Raw genomic sequence first — 18,938 nt, 5'->3', positions numbered from 1 at the left:
GCCCCACCGAACGAAGTGAGGTAATGAGCCGAAGGCGAATCAAAGAGCGTTAGCGACCTTCCTTTTATACTATCTATTCTTTTTACTATCTATTTTCTATACCTATCACTTTTTGTCCATTTTTGAGACACTTTTTGATATAAGTTTATCAGAAAATGTCACCTTATTTCTCATTTTCGGACAAAAAGTGATATCCCATCGCATTTTAAACAAGTAATTTAATATTCCAAAATGTCCAAGAGGGTATCCTTAATTGCAATTTGGTACTTTTGAGACATGATAAATCTCATTGTTATCAAGGGGTTTGAGGATTCTCTAATTTGCCAACTTTATATATATTAAAACGAATTACGAAAACGAAAATCAAAAAGATTCACGACTCAAAAAAACGCCCTCCTAAATTTTGAAGTGAACCCGAATAGTGGTACATGAAAAAGGATGGATATTCCAATCGGACCATTATGGAGCAGTTTGGAATTAAAAATGTTTCCCAAATTAAGACGTGGATGAAGTGGTATCGTACCGGTCAAACGTACCGTTTTCAACAACCTGTAGGAAAACAATATTCTTATGGAAAAGGGCCAAAAGAGTTAAATGAATTGGAACAGCTACGGTTAGAAAATAAACAGTTAAAAACAAAATTACTGATATGGGGAAAGTATCTGGAAATCGAAAGGAATTAACCCCGGAAACTGTAGTTACTTTATGGACCGATTTCAAAACAAAACTAACGGTAAAAGAATTATGTAATGTATTAGAATTACCTGGTCTACATTTTATCGTTGGTTACAACGAACAGTGGACCTAAGAGATGAGATAGAAGAGAAAATAAAGGATGTTTGTCTTCGGCATAAATTACGATATGGGTACCGAAGAGTGACCGCAACTCTTCGGAAAATGGGGCTGTGTGTATGGAATAGTAGCAACGGTTCTTTTCTTCCCATAAGTCATAATTGTCCTATTCCTCATGTCAATATCAGGCCACTTTAAATTAACTAATTCTTCTCTCCTAAGCCCTGTAGAAATCAATAGGACTATTACCATTTGATTTCTCATTAAAGCATAATTTGTCCCTTTATAATGCCCTCTATCAAAGTGTTCAAGAACACTCTTTACTTACTCATCTGTTAAAACATCTGTTATGGTATCTTCTTTACTAAATTTTATTTTTTTGAATGGGTTTTCTTCGACTATCCCTTCTTCTAGGTACTTAAAATACACCTTTAATGTTCGATTCTTTTCATTTATTGTAGATATACTATTTTTCAACTCATGCTTACAATAAATGAAAAACTCTTTTGCAACTTTTGACGTAACTTTATCAGTGTCAAATATCCCTTTATTTACACAAAAGGACTCAAATCTTTTCAAAATTTCTTTATAAGATTTCAAAGTATGTTTACTTAAATTACGTAATTCCCTATCATCTAAAAATTCTTGCATTACAATTTTATACAACAAAAAACCTCACCCTTTCTTCCTTTTGGAAAAAAGAATGAGGTTTATTTATTGGGCTAATATTTAATAACTTGTTCTAAGCGAACCAATTATGTTTTAGCCCTTCAAATGCCTTTATACTATGAATTACGCGGTGGACGTTTTCCGAAGTATTGGTAGTAATCTGTACGGATAAATCCGTTAAACAGCTTACGCTTCTTCGACGCATCTTTTCCGTAACACTTCTCAAATGCTTCGTAGCTTGTTAATACATACGCTGACCATGTATCTAATGGGCGGAATACTTGTCCCATTTCTTTATACAGTTGTTCAACGAGTGCTTTTTCACTTAAACGTTCTCCGTATGGGGGATTCGTTACAACGTAGCCATAATCCTCTTTTGTTGTGAAATCTTTTACTTGCATTTGTTTAAATGTAATTAAATCGCCTAAGCCTACTTCTTCTGCGTTATCTTGAGCAACTCGAATCATACGATGATCAATATCTGATCCAATGATTTGTAATCGTTGATCATAGTTCGCTAAATCTTCAGCTTCTTGACGAGCTTCACGCCAGTTTTGTTTACCTACCCAGCCCCACTCGTCAGATGCGAAACCACGGTTAAATCCTGGTGCAATGTTTTGTCCAATTAATGCTGCTTCAATCGGAATTGTACCTGATCCACAGAATGGATCAACAAATGGACGATCTGGCTTCCAGTTTGTTAATTTAATTAAAGATGCAGCTAATGTTTCTTTTAACGGAGCTTCCCCTTGATCCATACGGTATCCACGTTTATGAAGTCCAACACCGCTCGCATCAATTGTTAATGTTGCAATATCCTTGAGCATTGCAATCTCAATACGGAATAACGGACCATCTTCTTCAAACCAAGTTGTACGTTTATATGTTGTTTTTAATTTTTCAACGACAGCTTTTTTAACGATACGTTGGCAATCCGAAACACTGAATAATTCAGATTTTAAAGATTTACCGATAACAGGGAATTCTCCATTCTCTGGAATATAATCTCCCCAGTTTAATGCTTTCGTTTTTTCAAATAGCTCATCAAATGTCGTTGCTTTAAATTCGCCAACTTTAATTTTTACACGGTCCGCAGTACGTAACCATAAATTCGTACGACAAATCGCCTTTTCATCTGCTTCAAATGTTACTTTGCTGTTTTCTACTTGACATTCATAACCAAGATCGCGAACTTCTCGGGCAACTAACGCTTCAATACCCATTGCCGCTGTTGCAATTAAAGTAACTTTTCCCATTTGCATTCACCTCTTATGTATATTCAAACAATAATTAATAGCAATTGGTCCTATTAATTATTACATTTTACGAAAAATATTCTCATTAACCATTTTAACTCATACTTTATAACTTCATACAAATAAAAAGCCCTCCTCTAACAAAGGAGAGCTGAGTTATTTCATAGTTGGTTCATAACGTTCTGTAAGCCATGTTCTGTTCCTTTGTACTACAAACGGCCCACGCCTCGTACTCCGGTGGCAATCATCTATCTACAGGTTATAAAACCTGTCCTTTCCCGTCGTTCATTTCCTTGGAAAAGATTCCCCTACCATTATTTGGGTTTCTCGCTCGTGGGGTTTACCTCGTTCCACTCCTATCATTTCTTCAAGGACTTCGTCACTGTGGCACTTTAAAGGTAGTCAAACCATATCCGAAAGGACTTAGGTTTTTTCCCTGCCGTTAAACCAGCCTTACAGCCAGGATACCCTAGCTTATGAATTGGCTAGGCACGAACACTACAGCCATCTCAGGCCGTGCGAGCATGGACTTTCCTCTACAACGTTGGCGTTGCAGCGATTACCCAAACGTTATGACATCCATTAGTATAGTGGAAACAAAAAGATTTTGCAACGTTTTTTTCTATGTAAAATGCTTAAACCTTTTCCCACCTTACATCATTCGTATAACTTACTTCCAAATACAGCTTTTTCTAAGTTAGATAAGCGTTTTAAAATATCCGTATTCGTGTTGTTATAAACCGGTTGTGCAACTGGTGTTTGTACAGGTTGTTGTGGAACTTGCGTTACTGCTAGTTTTTGTTCCTCTAATTCACGCTTTAAACGAGCATTTTGTTGCTTTAATTGCTCAAACTCTTTGTGGAAAGCTTCATAGTCTTTAATGATCATATCAAGAAACTTGTCTACTTCTTCTTGCTGATAACCTCTCATACCTGTTTTAAATTCTTTTTCTAAAATATCTTTCGCTGTTAATTTAATTTTATCCGAAATCATTTTCTTCACCTCAAATTTTTACCAAAACTTTCATTAACTAAATTTTTTCAGAAACAATGCTTTTTGTCAATCATATATACGAGTACTATATTACATATTACTCTGCATTATTCCACTGTTCCTCTTCTATTATATCTTGTAAATCAGAAAAAAGAATGAAATAACTGTGATAATTTTCTATTTCCCCTTTTTTCTTTGCTGATTCTACAATATATTTGGGACTTCCTGGTTTTTCTTCATCGTATACCGCTAAAAGCGCATCACTTTTTTCAATAAAAAATTGATTTTTTAATTTAAATTGCTCTGGGCTTTCATACTTCCGTTTCGTGATACTATCAACATGGTCTGCTTGAGAAAGAATAAATTCGTAATATTCACGATTATCTTCTTTCCAATTTTCTTCTTGTTCTAAAAACGGAGTGAATACCGCTAATTTTAAATCAGGATATTCTACTTGCATTTCAAAAACAACTTCAGCAGCCCATAATTCTACACCTAATTGGCCGCTTATTATAACCCATTCTAAACCATCTTCTACAAAAGTGAGTAATTTACGGTGTAATGCTTTCTTTATACACTCCACTCCTGGATGATTATTTTTAAATATTCCAAGTTCAAATGGCTTATATCCTGTTACTGCAATAACTTTCATATCAACACTCCAATTACAAAAAAAGAACTAGCATTTCGCTAGTTCTAACATATCATTTACTTTTTAAATATTCCACCAACGTTTGGTCCGATATTTGGACCTACTGGTGATACATTGTTTGGTAAAAACGGTGATACATTTGGTCCTGGTCCAAACGGTGATACATTCGGTCCTGGCCCAAATGGAGATATTTGATGACCGTGGTGGTGATGATGATGACCATGGCCACACGGTCCACATCCGCCACCGAATCCTGGGTCGATTGGGTCCACAACATTTACATTTGAATTTGTTTGCGGGAAGAAGTTTTGGTTTTTAATTTGTTGATGATGTACATGTGTTGTATGTGTTGGGAAAATGTGTGGCACCACCGTTGTTGAAAAAGAGTGTGTTACGCATTGTTTCGTCGGATGAATGACAGGAGCAGTCGTACAAATAGGTCCTGTAGGCTTATGCCCTCCAAAGCAAGGATGACAATGATGCATAGTTTTTTCTCTCCTCTCTCGTTAAAAAAATCTGATTACACTTTACAGTATGAGAAAAGAGAGAAAGCCGTTTGTTATATATACCCATTTATTACAAGGAAATTTGTCTAGTCCTTTATTTCATTTACATTGTTTTTATAGACAATCCTTCAACATCACTTACCAAAAAAGCCTCCAACTTGCTTTACAATACCTGTCACTTGATTCATCGCATTCATCATTTGTCCAGCTGTATTCATCATTTTATTTACATCATAGTTACCATCTGATGTTTTAAATTGAGAAACAAAACTAGAAAACTGACTTGGCTGTTGTTGCTTTTGCTTACCCTGCGTCGGGTACGGTTGTTTTGGTGGATAAAACATCGCTTGTTGATTAGCATACGGCGATGGTGGTGGCATATAATATTGCGAATTCATATAAGGCTGCTGCTGTGGTTGATTCATGTATGGTTGCTGAGCTTGTGATTGTTGAGCTTGATTCACATAAGGTTGCTGCTGTTGTGGTTGTTGAGCTTGATTCATAAAGGACACTTCAAACGGTTGATAATAATTTTGATTTCCATAATAAGGCTCGAAAGGATACATATTATACCGTAAATATGTATCCGTATTATATTGGTACATATTTTGCTGTGCATATGGATTCGTTTGCTGATATAAGTTAGGTTGTTGAAACATGCATTCTCTCCTCCTTCACATAAGTTTCTACATATATAATATGTACCTATAAAATAATATGTGTGATGGAGTATCTGTCTATTTTTGTCGGAAGTTTAAATTTTTAAAAAATTAAAAAAGAAAACCCTTCCATGCTATGATAATAAAGAAGAAGATTCTCATGGGGGAGGAATCAACATGGTATTAGGGGATTTAAAACAAGCGTTTTCTCAAAAAAAGGGGTATTGCACAGAGAATGCAAATGAATTATTAGACTTTGCGAGACATTGGTATCTCGAAGGAAAAATATGCATATCAGATTATCGAACATTAATAAAAGAATTAGAAATAAACGGCGCAACAAAACCTACAACAATGACAGAAGCATAAAAATAACAAGAGGGATCTCCCTCTTGTTATTTACATTGCTCAACTATATTTTGCAAAGTATACGAAATGGCTTGGTGTGTTTCAAAGAATCGTTTACCTTTACCTTTATTTACAAAGCATTGCAACACATTCGTTTGTAAATTATCATATACTTGATCAATTTGCTGTACATGTATATATTTTGGCTTTTCTTCTTTAATCCACTTATAAGCTAATTCTTTCCACTTCTTTAATTCCTCATCTACCATATCTACAAACGGTTTCATATCCTTATAAAAGTCGTATTCGGTTAGTTCTCTCTTTTTTACATTCGCTTCATTATTATACTGCATGAGTTTTTCTGAAGACTGTATTAATGCTTCATTCTTCATTTCTTTCCCACCTTATTATGCACTCACTACGACGTTTTGAAATGTCTTTACCCAATTCCCTTTCTCTTCGTGATGCACTAATTTATTTTCCATATGTTCAATATGCATTTCTGTTATTTCTATCTTATTGCATATTTTTTCACTCGCATCCTTTAATGCATGATTCATTCTAATCCCTATATTCATTTCCAGCAAATCGAGAGAACTTAACATTTGATCCATTTTTTTCATTACATCTTCCTTCTGAACCATCGCCATATACAAAACGCCTCCTTCTTTGCTTTTCCTTTGTCATGTAATTTCGCCGAATGATTCACCACTCCTGCCCACATGACAAAACTAGTTGTTATTCGTCAAAGAAATCATTTCGTATGTCATTTATAGAAATGGTAACAATACAAAAAGGAGGTGTATTACAATGGCAAAGAACAAAAATGAAAAAAAGAAAAACCAAAACAAACAACAAAATAAACCCGAGACTGGCAATCCAAAGCTAGATGGTCCAAACTTCCCTGCTACATAAAGCGAGACTTTATTACGAACAGTTAAATTTCAAGTCACCCTTAATCTCCTACTAGCATTACGTTTTGAGATTAAAGTTGTAGCACACATAGCAGGATTGTTTCAAATTAAGAAGTCCCGTCTTCAAAATGGAAGACGGGACTTCTTTTTTATTATATCATGAACTCATCCATCCTTTTAGCAAAACGATTTGCGATAGATAGCCTATAGATTTGTTCTCTCTTTCTTCTATACCATTCTGTTATATTAACTTCCCCTTTAGGTTCTTCAGGTACAAATAGCACATTCATTTTCATATTTGCACAAAACCAATCTCTCATTTTTATTTCTTCATGTAAAATAACAGGATAAATATCTCTAAGTGTTGGCGTATAAGACTTTCGAGTTTCCTTTGCGTAAACTTCATAATCTTCTCTAGACCCAGTATGTGTAGTTTGCAATGCAAACTTATAAAACGAACCATTATAAATTGGATGAAACAATAACCATGCTAATTTTTTTCCTAGTTCTATACGCTGTTGTAACGTTTCAAATTGATAAACCGAAAATCCATACATTCTCCCTTCAATTGTTGGGAAGATAACTGCACTAATATGAAGTCTTTCTTGCACTTTAAAAAGTGCAGTATGGAATACATGTTTTTTAAAATATGTGTTCTCAATGACTGGTTTTTGAATTTTATTTTGTTCATTTATAATAAGCGCTGTCATAAGCCTATTCATATCTCTTCTTTCCCAGAAAAGTAGCCATTCTTTTTCCATAAATATTGATACGTTGAAATATTGCAACAAATGAAAGAGAGGTGCACGTCTCTTCTTACTTTCCTCATACAATAATAGCTGAGGAAATGCATCTAAAAAAATAATCCAATTAGCCTGTTCGTACAGAATAAATAAATGTTTTTTTACCGTTCTAGGTAAAACAGTAGCATAATATCTCCCTTCTAAATCAGTCATATTCCAGCCCGCATTTCTCGAAACCATACTCGCTAAAAAGGCCCACCTGATTTCACTATTTCTTACATAATATTCTTGATAAGATTGTGTCCGAGAAATATTGTCCACATTAGCTATTTCTGTTTTCTTTTTAATATTGTGAACGATTGCTTTTTCTTCCTCTGTACAAAAATTTTTTTCTCGATTTTGTTTCATTTTCATATAATCATTCCATGTAAACATAAATAAGTCATCATACCTTTCATCAAAAAGGTCACATCTTTTTTCATTTTTTGATATAATCACCTTTGTAAGTAATTCTTAGCAAGTTGGGGGTGGACACACTATGACCATTCGTTACCCAAATGGAAAAAGGTATAATCAAGCTTCACAACCTCAAAAAACACCTATAAAAACACATACTTATAGTAATAGAGGTATGTCCCTTGAAGAGGAATTGAATGAAACAAATCAATATTACTTAACCCATAATATTGCATGTGTACATAAAAAGCCTACACCTCTTCAAATTGTAAAAGTAGATTACCCCGCTCGAAGTGCTGCAGTGGTAAAAGAAGCGTATTTTAAACAACCTTCTACAACAGATTACAACGGTGTATACAAAGGGAAATACATCGATTTTGAAGCAAAGGAAACAAAAAATAAAACTAGTTTCCCACTTCAAAACTTCCACCTTCATCAAATTGAACATATGAAGCAAGTGGTTGCTCATAATGGAATTGCATTTGTTATTATTAAATTTACACTTTTTGATGAATTTTATTTACTAGATGCAAAACATATTATTGCATTTTGGAATCGTCAAAATACTGGTGGACGCAAGTCGATTACGAAAGAAGAAATAGAAGAGCATGGATCCTTATTATCATGCGGTTATCACCCTCGGATTGACTATATCCGTGTACTAGACATGGTTTATTTTTCGTGATAGAGTCATCACTAAGGCTCTTTTTTCGACTTTTGGGGGAGAGAATGAAAGGTAGGAGAAAGTATAATGTCAGATAATTATCGTTCTCGTACAGAACGAAATCATGTGAAAAATCAAGAGAAAAAAACACATAAAGAAGAAAAACCAAAGAAAAAAGGCTCCTTTTTCAAGAAATTTCTTATAGGTTGTCTACTTCTTGGTATCGTTGGTCTTGTAGCCGGCGTTTCCGCTTTCTTTGTTATGGTAAAGGATGCTCCAAAATTAGACAAAGCCAAACTTGTTAATCCTTTATCAACAAAGTTTCTTGATAAAAACGGGAATTTCTTCTATGAATACGGTGCTGAAAAACGAACACACGTTACTTATGATCAAATTCCAAAAGTAGTTGAAAATGCATTCCTTGCAACTGAGGATTCGCGTTTCTATGATCATAATGGAATTGATTTTAAACGAACTACAAAAGCAGTTATGGAAAATGTCACTGGTGGTTTCGGTTCCCAAGGTGGTAGTACGATTACACAGCAAGTCGTTAAAAACTACTTTCTAACGATGGACAAAACTGCTAAAAGAAAAGTACAAGAATGGTACTTATCTTACAAATTAGAGCAACAATACTCTAAACATGAGATTTTAGAAATGTACTTAAATAAGATTAATTTAGGTAACCGTTCATACGGTATTGCGACAGCAGCGCAAAAATATTATGGTAAAGATTTAAAAGACTTGCAATTACATGAAGCTGCTATGCTCGCTGGTTTACCCCAAGGTCCAAACATTTATGATCCAACAAAAAAGGAAAATGTTGAACGAGCAACAAATCGTCGTAATGTCGTATTATCATTAATGAATCGACATGGTTATATAACAAAAGAAGAAATGAATAACGCCGTTAAGATCCCAGTAACTGAGGGCCTTCAACCGTCTTCAGAAGTAACTGAGATGAAGTATCAAGCATTTTTAGATGCGGTTGTAAAAGAAGTTGAAAAAGAATATCCTGATGTAAATATCGGTTCAGATGGTTTAACGATTCATACAACACTTGATCAAGATGCTCAAGATTACGCTGAAAAAATTATGGATGGTAATCTTATTAAGTATCCAAACGATCAATTCCAAGGATCATTCGTATTTATGGATACACAATCTGGAGAAGTTCGAGCAATTGGTGCTGGACGTAAAGAAAATAAGTCCACTTTCAAAGGTCATAATATGGCAACTGATTTAAAACGCCAAGTTGGTTCAACAATGAAACCAATTTTCGACTACGGTCCAGCGATTGAGAATCTTCAATGGTCTACTTACCATCAATTAAATGACTCTGAATATACTTATTCGGATGGCACAAAGATTAAAAATGCTACAGGGAGTTTTAAAGGTGACGTTTCACTTCGTGAAGCATTGAAGAAGTCATTAAACATCCCGGCTTTAAAGACAGCTCAAACAGTTGGACTTAATAAATCAAAAGAGTTTGCTGAAGGTTTAGGCATGACATTTGAAAATGGAGTACATGAATCTACTGCAATTGGTAGTAACGATAGTTCTCCATTAGCAGTAGCAGGTGCATATGCAACCTTCGGTAATAGTGGTAACTATAATAAACCACACTTCGTAAAAGAAGTAACCTTCCCGGACGGGAAAAAGAAAAGCTTTAAACCGAAAGAACAACGCGCTATGCAAGACTATACAGCTTACATGGTAACTGACGTTCTTCGTGACGTAGTAAAACCTGGTTCTGGTGGTACAGGACCAACAGCATATGTTTCAGGTGTTGACGTAGCGGGTAAAACTGGAACGCAAAACTTTGATGCAAAAGATTTAAAGAAATACGGCATTCCAGCTGATGCAAACAGGGATAGCTGGTTCGCTGGATATACACCACAATATACGATGGCTGTATGGACGGGTTACGTAAAGAATGGTCCAGAAAACTACATTAGTGATCGTTATACTAAAATTGCACAGCAAATGTTCCAAGTAATGATGAGCAAATTCGCTACAGATAAATCTCGCTTTGAACGTCCCTCTTCTGTACAAGAAATAAACGGAGAATTATACGTAAAAGGTGCGAAAAAAGATGCAATTAAACAAATTAAAGTAGATGCCCCTAGTGGTCTGAATGTCACTTTTGATGGCGCTAGCACAGTTACACTAAACTGGTCTGGACCAGCAGAAGTCGATGCATATGCAGCCAGCTATAAAGCAACTGATGGTTCAAGTGGTAGCCTATCAATAAGTGGTACGACAGCTACTCTTGGTGGTATTAAACCAGGTGTTACTTACAGCTTCTCTGTAGTAGCGAAAAAAGGTACTGGAACAAGCCCAGCAGTTGGTGCATCCTTCACTGCGCCTGGCGGAACTCCAGATGCGAAAAAAGCTGAAGAAGAGGCTAAGAAAAAGGCCGATGAAGAAGCTAAGAAAAAAGCTGATGAAGAAGCCCAGAAAAAGGCTAATGAAGATAAAGTAAAACAAGACGAAGCTAAGAAAAAGGCTGAAGAAGAGGCTAAGAAACAACAAGAACAACAGCAAGAACAGCAACGTAAACAGCAAGAAGAAGCTCAAAAGAAAGCTGATGAGGAAGCTAGAAGAAAAGCTGATGAAGAAGCTAAGAAAAAAGCTGATGAAGAAGCTAAGAAGAAAGCTGAAGAAGAGGCCAAGAAAAAAGCTGAAGAAGAGGCTAAGAAACAACAAGAACAGCAACACCAAAATACCGGAGGAGATACACCTCACGCAGACGGTGCTGTTGTTACAACAGAGTCCTAATATACAAAAAAGAAGTCCGTTTCTCTTAACGAGAAGCGGACTTCTTTTTTGTTATCATTTTCTTTACATACAGCTTTTCTATTTCGATATACAACTGCGCTAATTGAATATAAGAATGATAATTACTCGGTTTCTTTATAATGAATGAATATCTTTCCATAAAATTAACAGGTCGCACTTTTAATTTATTCGTATTTATTTGCATTTCATTCAAACTATGAACAGGTTGTTCATTTAGCCAATAGACAACCGATAACAAGTGAGCTGCAAAAAGAATCATTGGTCCCTCAGCCTCTTGCTTATTTCTATTTCGAAACAGTATAGCAATGTCTTCATGCTTATTTTTCCATACATTCAACATCGCTGGAATGCTGTTTTCAATTTCCTTCCACGGCTCATACTGTCTTTCAATATCAAATATAAAGTAAGTATTTTGTATTATCTCTTCAAAAGAATTGTCTGTATGATACTTAACTAAATTTACACTTTCTTTAAAAAATGGTAAACAGTGAAATTCTTTCGGTATTTCTATAACTCGCTCCATCCTTTATTTCACCTTCATTCGCTTCTTTCCTTCACGACATACTTCTAACAGTCTGCACTCCTCACATTGCGGTCGTTGTGCTTTACAGTGATAACGTCCAAAGAAAATCATACGATGATGTGTAACTCCCCACTCATCCATCGGTACTTTCTTCATTAATGTTTTTTCTACTTCTAACACCGAATCTTTCCATCTACAAATCGCTAACCGTTTACTCACTCTTTCTACATGCGTATCAACAGCAATTGCCGGGATGCCATACGCTACCGAAACAACTACATTTGCTGTTTTTCTCCCTACTCCTGGTAATTTCGTCAACTCGTCACGGTCTTCTGGAACTTTTCCATTGTAATCATCCAGCAACATCTGACACAATTTTTGAATGTTTTTTGCTTTATTTCTATACAACCCAATAGAACGTATATCTTGTTGTAACTCTTCCAAAGATACACTTAAATAATCTTCTGGTGTTTTATATTTTTGAAATAAATTTTTCGTCACTTTATTTACAAGTGCATCTGTACATTGTGCAGATAGTGCTACCGCGATTACTAATTCAAAAGGATTCTCATGAATTAATTCACAATGTGCTTCTGGATACATATCCGCCATTGTGTCTAAACAATAGCGAATTTGCGTTTTATTTAACATATACTTCCTCCTATATTACTGCTCCAACCAATTATAAAAAGGCACTTTTCCAGTAAATTTCGTCTCTTGTTTTGTCATTTGTTGTGCTCTTTGTTGATTCGCTCTAAATTTTTGACCTTGATTTTGAGCCTGATCTACCGTTTTAATTCCATTCTTTTTCCATTCAAATAAAATACGATCAATATATCGGAAATTTAGTTTTCCACTCATTACAGCTTCTCTAAGAGCCGCTTGAATTAAATTTGGATGATGTTGATCTTGGTCCTCCCACATTCCTAACGTTTCACATTCGAACGGCGAAAGTGGTCTTCCAAATTCTTTTTCAAATACTGTATATAAATTTACTTGCAGCTGTTTTTTTTCTTTTTTCTCTTCCTCTATCGATTCATCCATTAAGAAATGTAATATTTTTTCCCATAACGGTTGTAAAGAATAACTTTCGCACATCATCGCTTCTGATCTTTGTCCACCTTCTAGTGATAAAAACCCTTTTTGAATCAATGCTTGAATTACTTCCATACATTTCATTTCCGTTATCGTCATCCGTTCAGAAATCTCTGAAGGAGTCGGAAACGAATTACCTGACTCTAAAAATGTGTGTACATGAAGTACGACCATAAATTCCGTCTCATTTAAACCTAATTTTTTATAATGCATCATAAGTAATTTTGGAATTGCAATGCTTCCCTGCTCAAACCACTGTAACATCATTTTCTTTTTCATCACCAAACACCTCGCTCTCTAGTATAACACACCTTTAGCTATTTCTTTTTGCCACAATTCGTCAAAAAAACCTCCCTATTAATGGGGAGGTTTTTTATATTACATGAATGAAATATAAAATTAAGCTTGCACTTTACTTTTCATAAATGTATGGATACGCTCTAATGCTTTCTCTACTTGTTCAAGAGATGTCGCATATGATAAGCGAACATTATTTGGAGCACCAAATCCTGTACCTGGTACAAGAGCCACTTTTTCCTCTTCTAATAGAGCTTTTGCCCAATCATCAACTGTTGCATATCCTGATAAAGCTACAGCTTCTTTTACGTTAGGGAATAAGTAAAATGCACCTTGCGGTTTAATGCAAGTAAAGCCAGGGATTTGAATTAATTTATCATAAATAATGTTTAATCTCTCTTCAAAGGCTTGACGCATTGTTTCCACAGGTTCTTGTGAGCCTGCATATGCCGCAATTGCGCCGTATTGAGCGATTGAAGTAGGGTTTGACGTACTATGACTCGCTAAGTTCGTCATCGCTTTAATAAGCTGCTTATTTCCTGCAGCATATCCAATACGCCATCCTGTCATAGAATGAGATTTAGATACACCATTAATAATAAGTGTTTGTTCTTTTAATGCATTAGAAAGCTGGGCAATTGAAGTATATTCTACGCCACCATAAATTAATTTTTCATAAATTTCATCAGAAACGATTAAAATATCATGTTCTAAACATACTTCTCCAAGCTGTTGTAATTCTTCTTTGCTATAAATCATTCCTGTTGGATTGCTCGGTGAATTAATAATAACTGCTTTCGTTTTCTCTGTAATTGCCTCACGCAGCTGCTTTGCTGTAATTTTGTACTCATTGTCTTCTAAACCTTCTACATAAACCGGCTTACCGCCAGCAAGCTTTACCTGCTCTGGATAGCTTACCCAGTAAGGAGTTGGGATGATAACTTCATCTCCTTCATCAAGTAATACTTGGAATAATGTATACAATGCATGCTTTGCACCATTACATACAATAATTTCAGATGGATCATACGCAATACCTTGATCGCGAGTAAATTTCTTCACAATTTCTTGTTTTAACGATTGTAATCCACCTGTTGGTGTATACTTCGTATGCCCTTCTAACATCGCTTTATGTGCAGCATCCATAATATGCTCTGGTGTATTAAAGTCAGGTTCCCCTGCCCCTAATGCAATTACATCATGACCCTCTGCTTTTAATGCTTGTGCCTTTGCTGTAATTTCTAAAGTTGAAGACGGTGTTAAAGCAGCTACTCGCTTTGCTAATTTCATTTGTAGTTCCCCCTACATCTATTTTTCAATGCTATATCGTCTTAAAAATTTTCCATCTTTAAATTCAAGATAGTAATAACTATAACGATTGTCATCATCAATATATGTAACTTCCCATAGTGGTACATCATTTTCAAAGCCTAATTTCACTTTCATAATCTCTTTCGGCTTACTTTTTGATTCCTTACTTTCATTGCCGACTTGCTCTATTGTTCTTTGTATAGCCTCTTTTTCAGAAATACCTTCGCTCTTTTTCCTTACTACAGTATCCCCTTTTTTCTCAGGCACCCAAACGATAAGTTGTTCTCCCTTTTCATCTGTACCTTGCACGACTATATATACAGATTTTCCGTTGTAATAATCAACAGATTTCACCTTTGTAAGCTTTGCTTTTTCTTTAGCAATTTCTACAAATTTCGACTCTTTTGGAATTTTCTTTCCCATCGCTTTATTATAAACATACGCCCCATATATTCCGCTAGCAACGATAACAATAATGATTGCAAAGATCCACTTTTTCATTGTATCACTACGTTCTGTAAATCGTAAATACAGCTATTTCTTTATCTTTTTCGTCTAATGCTAGTCCGAACATGAGGTCCTGCTCTTTTAACGTACGATTTAAACTATCAACAATTTTATACAAATCCGACGAATATTTAATACGCGTCGTTGATAGTACTTCGATTTTCTTCTCCATGAAAAAACTCCTCCGTTACACAAAAATTTCTAATTATAGAAGAACGCAATGCGGTTACAATAAGAGTACATTCTTTACAACCCCTGCTTCATCACCCATCTATTATAGCAGGACATGTACAGCAAAAAAAGGTTTCAAGTCGAAAACCAACACATTTTGTATACAAGAAGTAAGAAAAATAAAATTCCTCCTACCCACATTTTTTACGCCTGAAGTTTATAAGTACTTCAGGCGTATTTTTCTTCCATTTTTATTCATTTGGTGATTCTTCTAATTGTACTAACAATTCTTCTAATGGCCCTTCATAAAGAGGTACGTTAGGAATCGATTGTAGAAATCGTTTTCCATAGGAAGAACTCGTCAAACGACGATCTAACACTACTACCGTTCCTGTATCTGTATTCGTTCGAATTAAGCGGCCGAATCCTTGTTTGAAACGTAATATTGCTTGTGGAAGCGCTAATTTAGCAAATACATCTTCACCTTGATTTTTTAGCCACTCACCTTTCGCTTCCATCATCGGCTGATGAGGAGGTGTAAATGGTAGACGGACTATAACAAGACAACTTAAGGCATCTCCTGGAATATCTATTCCTTCCCAGAAACTGCTCGTCCCTAATAAAATTGATTTGTCGAATTCTTGAAACTTTCGAATTAAGCGGCTTCGACTTCTATTATTCACACTTTGGGTCAGTAATAAATACCCCTCTAATTCATCATTATTTTTTAAATTCGCATACGCTTCTTTTAACATTTCATACGAAGTGAATAAAACGAGCATTCTGCCTTTTGTGGCTTTCGCTATCTTTGCAATATGTTCCGATACAGATTCAATATATCGCTCATTACTTACTTGCTTAATAAAAGGTACATCCGTTGACACCATTAATTTCATCTGTTCATCATAACGAAATGGCGACGGAACCTTTAAAGTATTTGGAGCGAAATCATGTAAACCAAGTTCCTCTTTTATATAATCAAACGTATCGTTAACTGTTAGTGTTGCGGATGTAAAAATAACACTCTTTTTTTCTGTTAAAAATTCATCAGCAAATCTTTCACCAATATGAACAGGCTGTGCATATAGAACTGTTGAATGAATCGTCCCTTTCGTTTCAGTCTCCATCCAAGTTACATACGAATTCTTTTCTAATACGAGTAACTGTAATGATTCTGCCATCTTTCTCAGCAACTCAATTAAATGCATAAATTCACCTGTTACAACATGCATCTCCCATTCTAACTTACTTTGCAATATATCCACTTGCTTCTCAAGAGCAGTTACTACCCTTCTTAATTCATATATAAAACGATTTGTTAATTCGACGATACTATCCCACAACTTACCTTTTTCTAGTTCTGCGTTATACCTATAGATGAGCGGCATATTATTCGTTCCTTGCTCTTGCTTTGTTTGTTTAAATATAAAAGTACGTAACATTTGGAAGAGTTCATCCGCATCAAACTTAAGTTCCTTCAAACTATAACTTATCATACGGAAAGTTGAACGAGATGCTTGCTCTGATTTTTTCATCATTTTATATACTTTGGAGAGTACATCTTCTGTTTCTAGTGTCCCAAGACGAGATATAACCAATTGAAAATACATACAAGAGAACTGTTCACCCAATGTTCTACTCGCGGCTTCTTCAATATGGTGAGCTTCATCAAAAATAATATGTTCGCATGAAGCGAACAACGGTTCTTCACTTGAAAAATCTTGAAATAATAACGCATGATTTGTAATAACGATATCTGCAAATAAAGCTTTATTCTTCGCTCGCTGGTAAAAACAACGACTAAACCAATTACTTTGCATACCGCCTGGACTATACGCATCGCTACAAATACGATTCCAAAGTAACTTTCCGCCCTCAGGAATATTTAATTCGTCTCGATCACCTGTTTCAGTTTGCAATAGCCAAACTAAAATCTTCGCCTTTGTAAGTGCCATATCATAATTTTTTTCTTCCTCTTGCAAAGCATACTCAAATTTATGTAAGCATAAATAATGCTTTCTTCCTTTTAGAAGAGCTGCCTCAAATGAAAATGGCATTATTTTTTGTAATAACGGAATTTCTTTTTCTAATATTTGTTGTTGGAGTTGTACCGTTTGTGTACTTATAATGACAGGTTCTTCTTTTCTCTTTGCAAAATAAAGACTAGGAAGCAAATAAGCGAGAGTCTTTCCTGTTCCTGTACCGGCTTCAATTAGTGAAAAACGAGAATCTCTTAACGCCGTATATATCTCTTTCATCATCAGTTGTTGACTTTCTCTTCTTTCAAACTTTGGCATATGTGATTCCAATTTATCCATCGTTTTATTCAAGAAAGCATCAAACTTTGATGAACACGTTTCTCCAAGGTTTAAGGAATAGTTCCGCTTTTTCAGCGCAATATTTCGATGTATTTCATACTCCGCTATATCTTCTTTACCGTGCATTACTTTCTTTAAAATATTTTCAGAAAGCACATCAGCTATATCGCTTTGGAACACATCACTTAATTCATAAAGCGATTGCAACGTGACAAGTGGTAACTTTTCAATTTCATTTAAAAATTGTAAAAATAATTCCGCTGTTGCAAGAGCATCACTATCCGCACGATGTGGTTGATCGTGCTCTAGTTCATGCTTCTTAGCTAAATCACGTAATTTATAACTATCGGCTGTCGGCAAAAGAATTTGAGCCAATTCAACCGTGTCGATTTTCGGACAATGTATTTCTGTATATCCAGCTTGCCTTAATTCTTCATTTAAAAAATTCCAATCAAAGTGAACATTATGCGCAACGAAAGCCGCACCTTGTAATAGCTCAACAATCATCGGGGCTACATCTTGAAATAACGGGGCTTGTTTTACAAGACTTTCATCAATCCCTGTTAATTCTGTAATAAATGGTGGGATCTCTCTCTTTGGGTTAACAAAAGACGAAAAAATCTCCAATATCTCTCCATCTTCTACTACAACAGCTGCAATTTGGGTAATTTTATCCTTCCCATCTTTCCAGGAGTTCCCTGTCGTCTCTAAATCAACAACGACATAACGCTTACTCATATATGTAACACCTCAATTTCTTACCTTTCAAACAACAATAATTTATATAATGTTACTATACCACGTTTTATCTCATCTTAATGAAAAGATGCACAAAAAAGCTATCTCCGCAATGGAGATAGCTTTTCTACTTATAATATCGTACCCGCTTTTTCAGCACCTAACATTTCAATAATTTGATTATTATCGTCTAGTACTGCAATTTTTGGTTCTTGTGTATGAATCTCTTCTTCCGTAACTAGCCCATAACAAATAATAATTACTTTGTCCCCTGGTTGTACAAGTCTTGCCGCAGCACCGTTTAAACAAACAACACCACTACCGCGTTCCCCTTTAATAACGTATGTCTCTAAGCGAGCACCATTATTATTATTTACAATTTGGACTTTTTCGTTTTCTACAATATTTACTGCATCCATTAAGTCTTCATCAATTGTAATACTACCTACATAATTTAAATTTGCCTCCGTTACAGTTGCACGATGTAACTTTGCTCTCATCATTGTGCGAAACATAGATGCTCC

The 18,938-nt window shown here is 35.3% G+C and carries 22 protein-coding genes, 1 other RNA gene and 1 pseudogene; 5 read left to right on the top strand and 19 right to left on the bottom strand.

Translation table 11 applies throughout. The features are described 5' to 3' along the window. Positions 1–428: 428 nt before the first annotated feature. A pseudogene (locus tag V6946_RS08255) lies at positions 429–912 on the top strand (IS3 family transposase); the annotation flags it as partial. Here V6946_RS08255 and V6946_RS08250 read toward each other — a convergent pair. The 8 genes from V6946_RS08250 to V6946_RS08215 all read right to left on the bottom strand — a co-directional run bounded on the left by V6946_RS08250 (position 856) and on the right by V6946_RS08215 (position 5,527). Continuing rightward, complete coding sequence (locus V6946_RS08250) at positions 856–1,044, bottom strand: tyrosine-type recombinase/integrase (RefSeq protein WP_157404505.1); 189 nt, start codon at positions 1,042–1,044, stop codon at positions 856–858. The pseudogene V6946_RS08255 and the gene V6946_RS08250 overlap by 57 nt on opposite strands. 72 nt (positions 1,045–1,116) lie before the next feature. Beyond that, entirely contained in the window at positions 1,117–1,458 is a 342-nt protein-coding gene (locus tag V6946_RS08245; RefSeq protein WP_000276812.1) for a phage integrase SAM-like domain-containing protein, read from the bottom strand. 119 nt (positions 1,459–1,577) lie between these two features. Further along, positions 1,578–2,717: a class I SAM-dependent RNA methyltransferase gene (locus tag V6946_RS08240; RefSeq protein ID WP_000521224.1), complete on the bottom strand. Its 1,140-nt coding sequence runs from the start codon at positions 2,715–2,717 to the stop codon at positions 1,578–1,580. Positions 2,718–2,897: 180 nt separating this feature from the next. Continuing rightward, positions 2,898–3,288, bottom strand: an RNA gene (gene rnpB, locus V6946_RS08235) — RNase P RNA component class B. Between the two features lie 86 nt (positions 3,289–3,374). Beyond that, positions 3,375–3,710, bottom strand: coding sequence for a cell division regulator GpsB (gpsB, locus tag V6946_RS08230; RefSeq protein ID WP_000622431.1), 336 nt, complete (start codon positions 3,708–3,710; stop codon positions 3,375–3,377). A gap of 97 nt (positions 3,711–3,807) precedes the next feature. Beyond that, positions 3,808–4,362, bottom strand: a complete 555-nt coding sequence (locus V6946_RS08225) for a DUF1273 domain-containing protein (protein ID WP_006924365.1) — start codon at positions 4,360–4,362, stop codon at positions 3,808–3,810. Positions 4,363–4,418: 56 nt separating this feature from the next. Continuing rightward, complete coding sequence (locus V6946_RS08220) at positions 4,419–4,847, bottom strand: CotD family spore coat protein (RefSeq protein ID WP_000546270.1); 429 nt, start codon at positions 4,845–4,847, stop codon at positions 4,419–4,421. A 155-nt stretch (positions 4,848–5,002) separates the two neighbouring features. Next, positions 5,003–5,527, bottom strand: a complete 525-nt coding sequence (locus V6946_RS08215) for a YppG family protein (protein ID WP_006924368.1) — start codon at positions 5,525–5,527, stop codon at positions 5,003–5,005. 177 nt (positions 5,528–5,704) lie between these two features. On the opposite strand from V6946_RS08215, the gene V6946_RS08210 reads away from it, so the two are divergent. Further along, positions 5,705–5,896 (top strand): YppF family protein, encoded by a 192-nt coding sequence (locus V6946_RS08210; protein ID WP_000242652.1) that lies wholly within the window; start codon positions 5,705–5,707, stop codon positions 5,894–5,896. Between the two features lie 26 nt (positions 5,897–5,922). Here the strand turns inward: V6946_RS08210 and V6946_RS08205 are convergent, their stop codons facing one another. Together V6946_RS08205 and V6946_RS08200 are read right to left on the bottom strand one after the other, a co-directional pair. Continuing rightward, positions 5,923–6,267: a YppE family protein gene (locus tag V6946_RS08205; protein ID WP_000786939.1), complete on the bottom strand. Its 345-nt coding sequence runs from the start codon at positions 6,265–6,267 to the stop codon at positions 5,923–5,925. 15 nt (positions 6,268–6,282) lie between these two features. After that, positions 6,283–6,525, bottom strand: coding sequence for a hypothetical protein (locus V6946_RS08200; RefSeq protein ID WP_001252036.1), 243 nt, complete (start codon positions 6,523–6,525; stop codon positions 6,283–6,285). A gap of 85 nt (positions 6,526–6,610) precedes the next feature. On the opposite strand from V6946_RS08200, the gene V6946_RS08195 reads away from it, so the two are divergent. Further along, a complete protein-coding gene (locus tag V6946_RS08195; protein WP_001987054.1) occupies positions 6,611–6,790 on the top strand; it encodes a hypothetical protein in 180 nt (59 codons plus the stop codon). 151 nt (positions 6,791–6,941) lie between these two features. Here the strand turns inward: V6946_RS08195 and V6946_RS08190 are convergent, their stop codons facing one another. Next, on the bottom strand, positions 6,942–7,967 hold the full coding sequence (locus V6946_RS08190; RefSeq protein ID WP_000495661.1) for a DUF2515 domain-containing protein: 1,026 nt from the start codon (positions 7,965–7,967) through the stop codon (positions 6,942–6,944). Positions 7,968–8,070: 103 nt separating this feature from the next. Between V6946_RS08190 and recU the strand changes: the two genes are divergently transcribed. Beyond that, positions 8,071–8,673 (top strand): Holliday junction resolvase RecU, encoded by a 603-nt coding sequence (recU, locus tag V6946_RS08185; protein WP_000155598.1) that lies wholly within the window; start codon positions 8,071–8,073, stop codon positions 8,671–8,673. A gap of 66 nt (positions 8,674–8,739) precedes the next feature. Beyond that, positions 8,740–11,433 carry a PBP1A family penicillin-binding protein gene (locus V6946_RS08180; protein ID WP_001283089.1) on the top strand — a complete coding sequence of 898 codons (2,694 nt, stop codon included), beginning with the start codon at positions 8,740–8,742 and terminating at the stop codon, positions 11,431–11,433. A gap of 25 nt (positions 11,434–11,458) precedes the next feature. On the opposite strand, the gene V6946_RS08175 is transcribed toward V6946_RS08180, so the two are convergent. From V6946_RS08175 to panD, 8 genes are all read right to left on the bottom strand, one after another. After that, positions 11,459–11,977, bottom strand: coding sequence for a YpoC family protein (locus V6946_RS08175; RefSeq protein WP_006924378.1), 519 nt, complete (start codon positions 11,975–11,977; stop codon positions 11,459–11,461). A gap of 3 nt (positions 11,978–11,980) precedes the next feature. Beyond that, on the bottom strand, positions 11,981–12,628 hold the full coding sequence (nth, locus tag V6946_RS08170; RefSeq protein ID WP_000933030.1) for an endonuclease III: 648 nt from the start codon (positions 12,626–12,628) through the stop codon (positions 11,981–11,983). A gap of 15 nt (positions 12,629–12,643) precedes the next feature. Next, positions 12,644–13,351, bottom strand: a complete 708-nt coding sequence (gene dnaD, locus V6946_RS08165; RefSeq protein ID WP_006924379.1) for a DNA replication protein DnaD — start codon at positions 13,349–13,351, stop codon at positions 12,644–12,646. Between the two features lie 120 nt (positions 13,352–13,471). Further along, positions 13,472–14,659 (bottom strand): aspartate transaminase AspB, encoded by a 1,188-nt coding sequence (gene aspB / locus V6946_RS08160; RefSeq protein WP_000761560.1) that lies wholly within the window; start codon positions 14,657–14,659, stop codon positions 13,472–13,474. Positions 14,660–14,677: 18 nt separating this feature from the next. Next, a complete protein-coding gene (locus V6946_RS08155) occupies positions 14,678–15,181 on the bottom strand; it encodes a DUF5590 domain-containing protein (protein ID WP_086408952.1) in 504 nt (167 codons plus the stop codon). 7 nt (positions 15,182–15,188) lie between these two features. Next, positions 15,189–15,359: a YpmA family protein gene (locus tag V6946_RS08150; protein WP_006924381.1), complete on the bottom strand. Its 171-nt coding sequence runs from the start codon at positions 15,357–15,359 to the stop codon at positions 15,189–15,191. A 250-nt stretch (positions 15,360–15,609) separates the two neighbouring features. Next, a complete protein-coding gene (dinG, locus tag V6946_RS08145) occupies positions 15,610–18,414 on the bottom strand; it encodes an ATP-dependent DNA helicase DinG (RefSeq protein WP_025709260.1) in 2,805 nt (934 codons plus the stop codon). Positions 18,415–18,545: 131 nt separating this feature from the next. After that, complete coding sequence (gene panD / locus V6946_RS08140; protein WP_000490184.1) at positions 18,546–18,929, bottom strand: aspartate 1-decarboxylase; 384 nt, start codon at positions 18,927–18,929, stop codon at positions 18,546–18,548. Positions 18,930–18,938: the final 9 nt, after the last annotated feature.

The sequence above is a fragment of the Bacillus sp. PPSBB_2 genome, from assembly GCF_045291115.1.
Classification (GTDB): Bacteria; Bacillota; Bacilli; order Bacillales; family Bacillaceae_G; genus Bacillus_A; species Bacillus_A cereus.
This window is presented reverse-complemented; position numbering and strand designations above follow the sequence as displayed.

Excerpts from the sequence above, each read along its gene's own strand:
- V6946_RS08250 (WP_157404505.1), bottom strand. The coding sequence starts at position 1,044 with ATGGTAATAGTCCTATTGATTTCTACAGGGCTTAGGAGAGAAGAATTA.
- V6946_RS08240 (WP_000521224.1), bottom strand. The coding sequence starts at position 2,717 with ATGGGAAAAGTTACTTTAATTGCAACAGCGGCAATGGGTATTGAAGCG.
- gpsB (WP_000622431.1), bottom strand. The coding sequence starts at position 3,710 with ATGATTTCGGATAAAATTAAATTAACAGCGAAAGATATTTTAGAAAAA.
- V6946_RS08225 (WP_006924365.1), bottom strand. The coding sequence starts at position 4,362 with ATGAAAGTTATTGCAGTAACAGGATATAAGCCATTTGAACTTGGAATA.
- V6946_RS08220 (WP_000546270.1), bottom strand. The coding sequence starts at position 4,847 with ATGCATCATTGTCATCCTTGCTTTGGAGGGCATAAGCCTACAGGACCT.
- V6946_RS08215 (WP_006924368.1), bottom strand. The coding sequence starts at position 5,527 with ATGTTTCAACAACCTAACTTATATCAGCAAACGAATCCATATGCACAG.
- V6946_RS08210 (WP_000242652.1), top strand. The coding sequence starts at position 5,705 with ATGGTATTAGGGGATTTAAAACAAGCGTTTTCTCAAAAAAAGGGGTAT.
- V6946_RS08205 (WP_000786939.1), bottom strand. The coding sequence starts at position 6,267 with ATGAAGAATGAAGCATTAATACAGTCTTCAGAAAAACTCATGCAGTAT.
- V6946_RS08200 (WP_001252036.1), bottom strand. The coding sequence starts at position 6,525 with ATGGCGATGGTTCAGAAGGAAGATGTAATGAAAAAAATGGATCAAATG.
- V6946_RS08190 (WP_000495661.1), bottom strand. The coding sequence starts at position 7,967 with ATGTTTACATGGAATGATTATATGAAAATGAAACAAAATCGAGAAAAA.
- recU (WP_000155598.1), top strand. The coding sequence starts at position 8,071 with ATGACCATTCGTTACCCAAATGGAAAAAGGTATAATCAAGCTTCACAA.
- V6946_RS08180 (WP_001283089.1), top strand. The coding sequence starts at position 8,740 with ATGTCAGATAATTATCGTTCTCGTACAGAACGAAATCATGTGAAAAAT.
- V6946_RS08175 (WP_006924378.1), bottom strand. The coding sequence starts at position 11,977 with ATGGAGCGAGTTATAGAAATACCGAAAGAATTTCACTGTTTACCATTT.
- nth (WP_000933030.1), bottom strand. The coding sequence starts at position 12,628 with ATGTTAAATAAAACGCAAATTCGCTATTGTTTAGACACAATGGCGGAT.
- dnaD (WP_006924379.1), bottom strand. The coding sequence starts at position 13,351 with ATGAAAAAGAAAATGATGTTACAGTGGTTTGAGCAGGGAAGCATTGCA.
- aspB (WP_000761560.1), bottom strand. The coding sequence starts at position 14,659 with ATGAAATTAGCAAAGCGAGTAGCTGCTTTAACACCGTCTTCAACTTTA.
- V6946_RS08155 (WP_086408952.1), bottom strand. The coding sequence starts at position 15,181 with ATGAAAAAGTGGATCTTTGCAATCATTATTGTTATCGTTGCTAGCGGA.
- V6946_RS08150 (WP_006924381.1), bottom strand. The coding sequence starts at position 15,359 with ATGGAGAAGAAAATCGAAGTACTATCAACGACGCGTATTAAATATTCG.
- dinG (WP_025709260.1), bottom strand. The coding sequence starts at position 18,414 with ATGAGTAAGCGTTATGTCGTTGTTGATTTAGAGACGACAGGGAACTCC.
- panD (WP_000490184.1), bottom strand. The coding sequence starts at position 18,929 with ATGTTTCGCACAATGATGAGAGCAAAGTTACATCGTGCAACTGTAACG.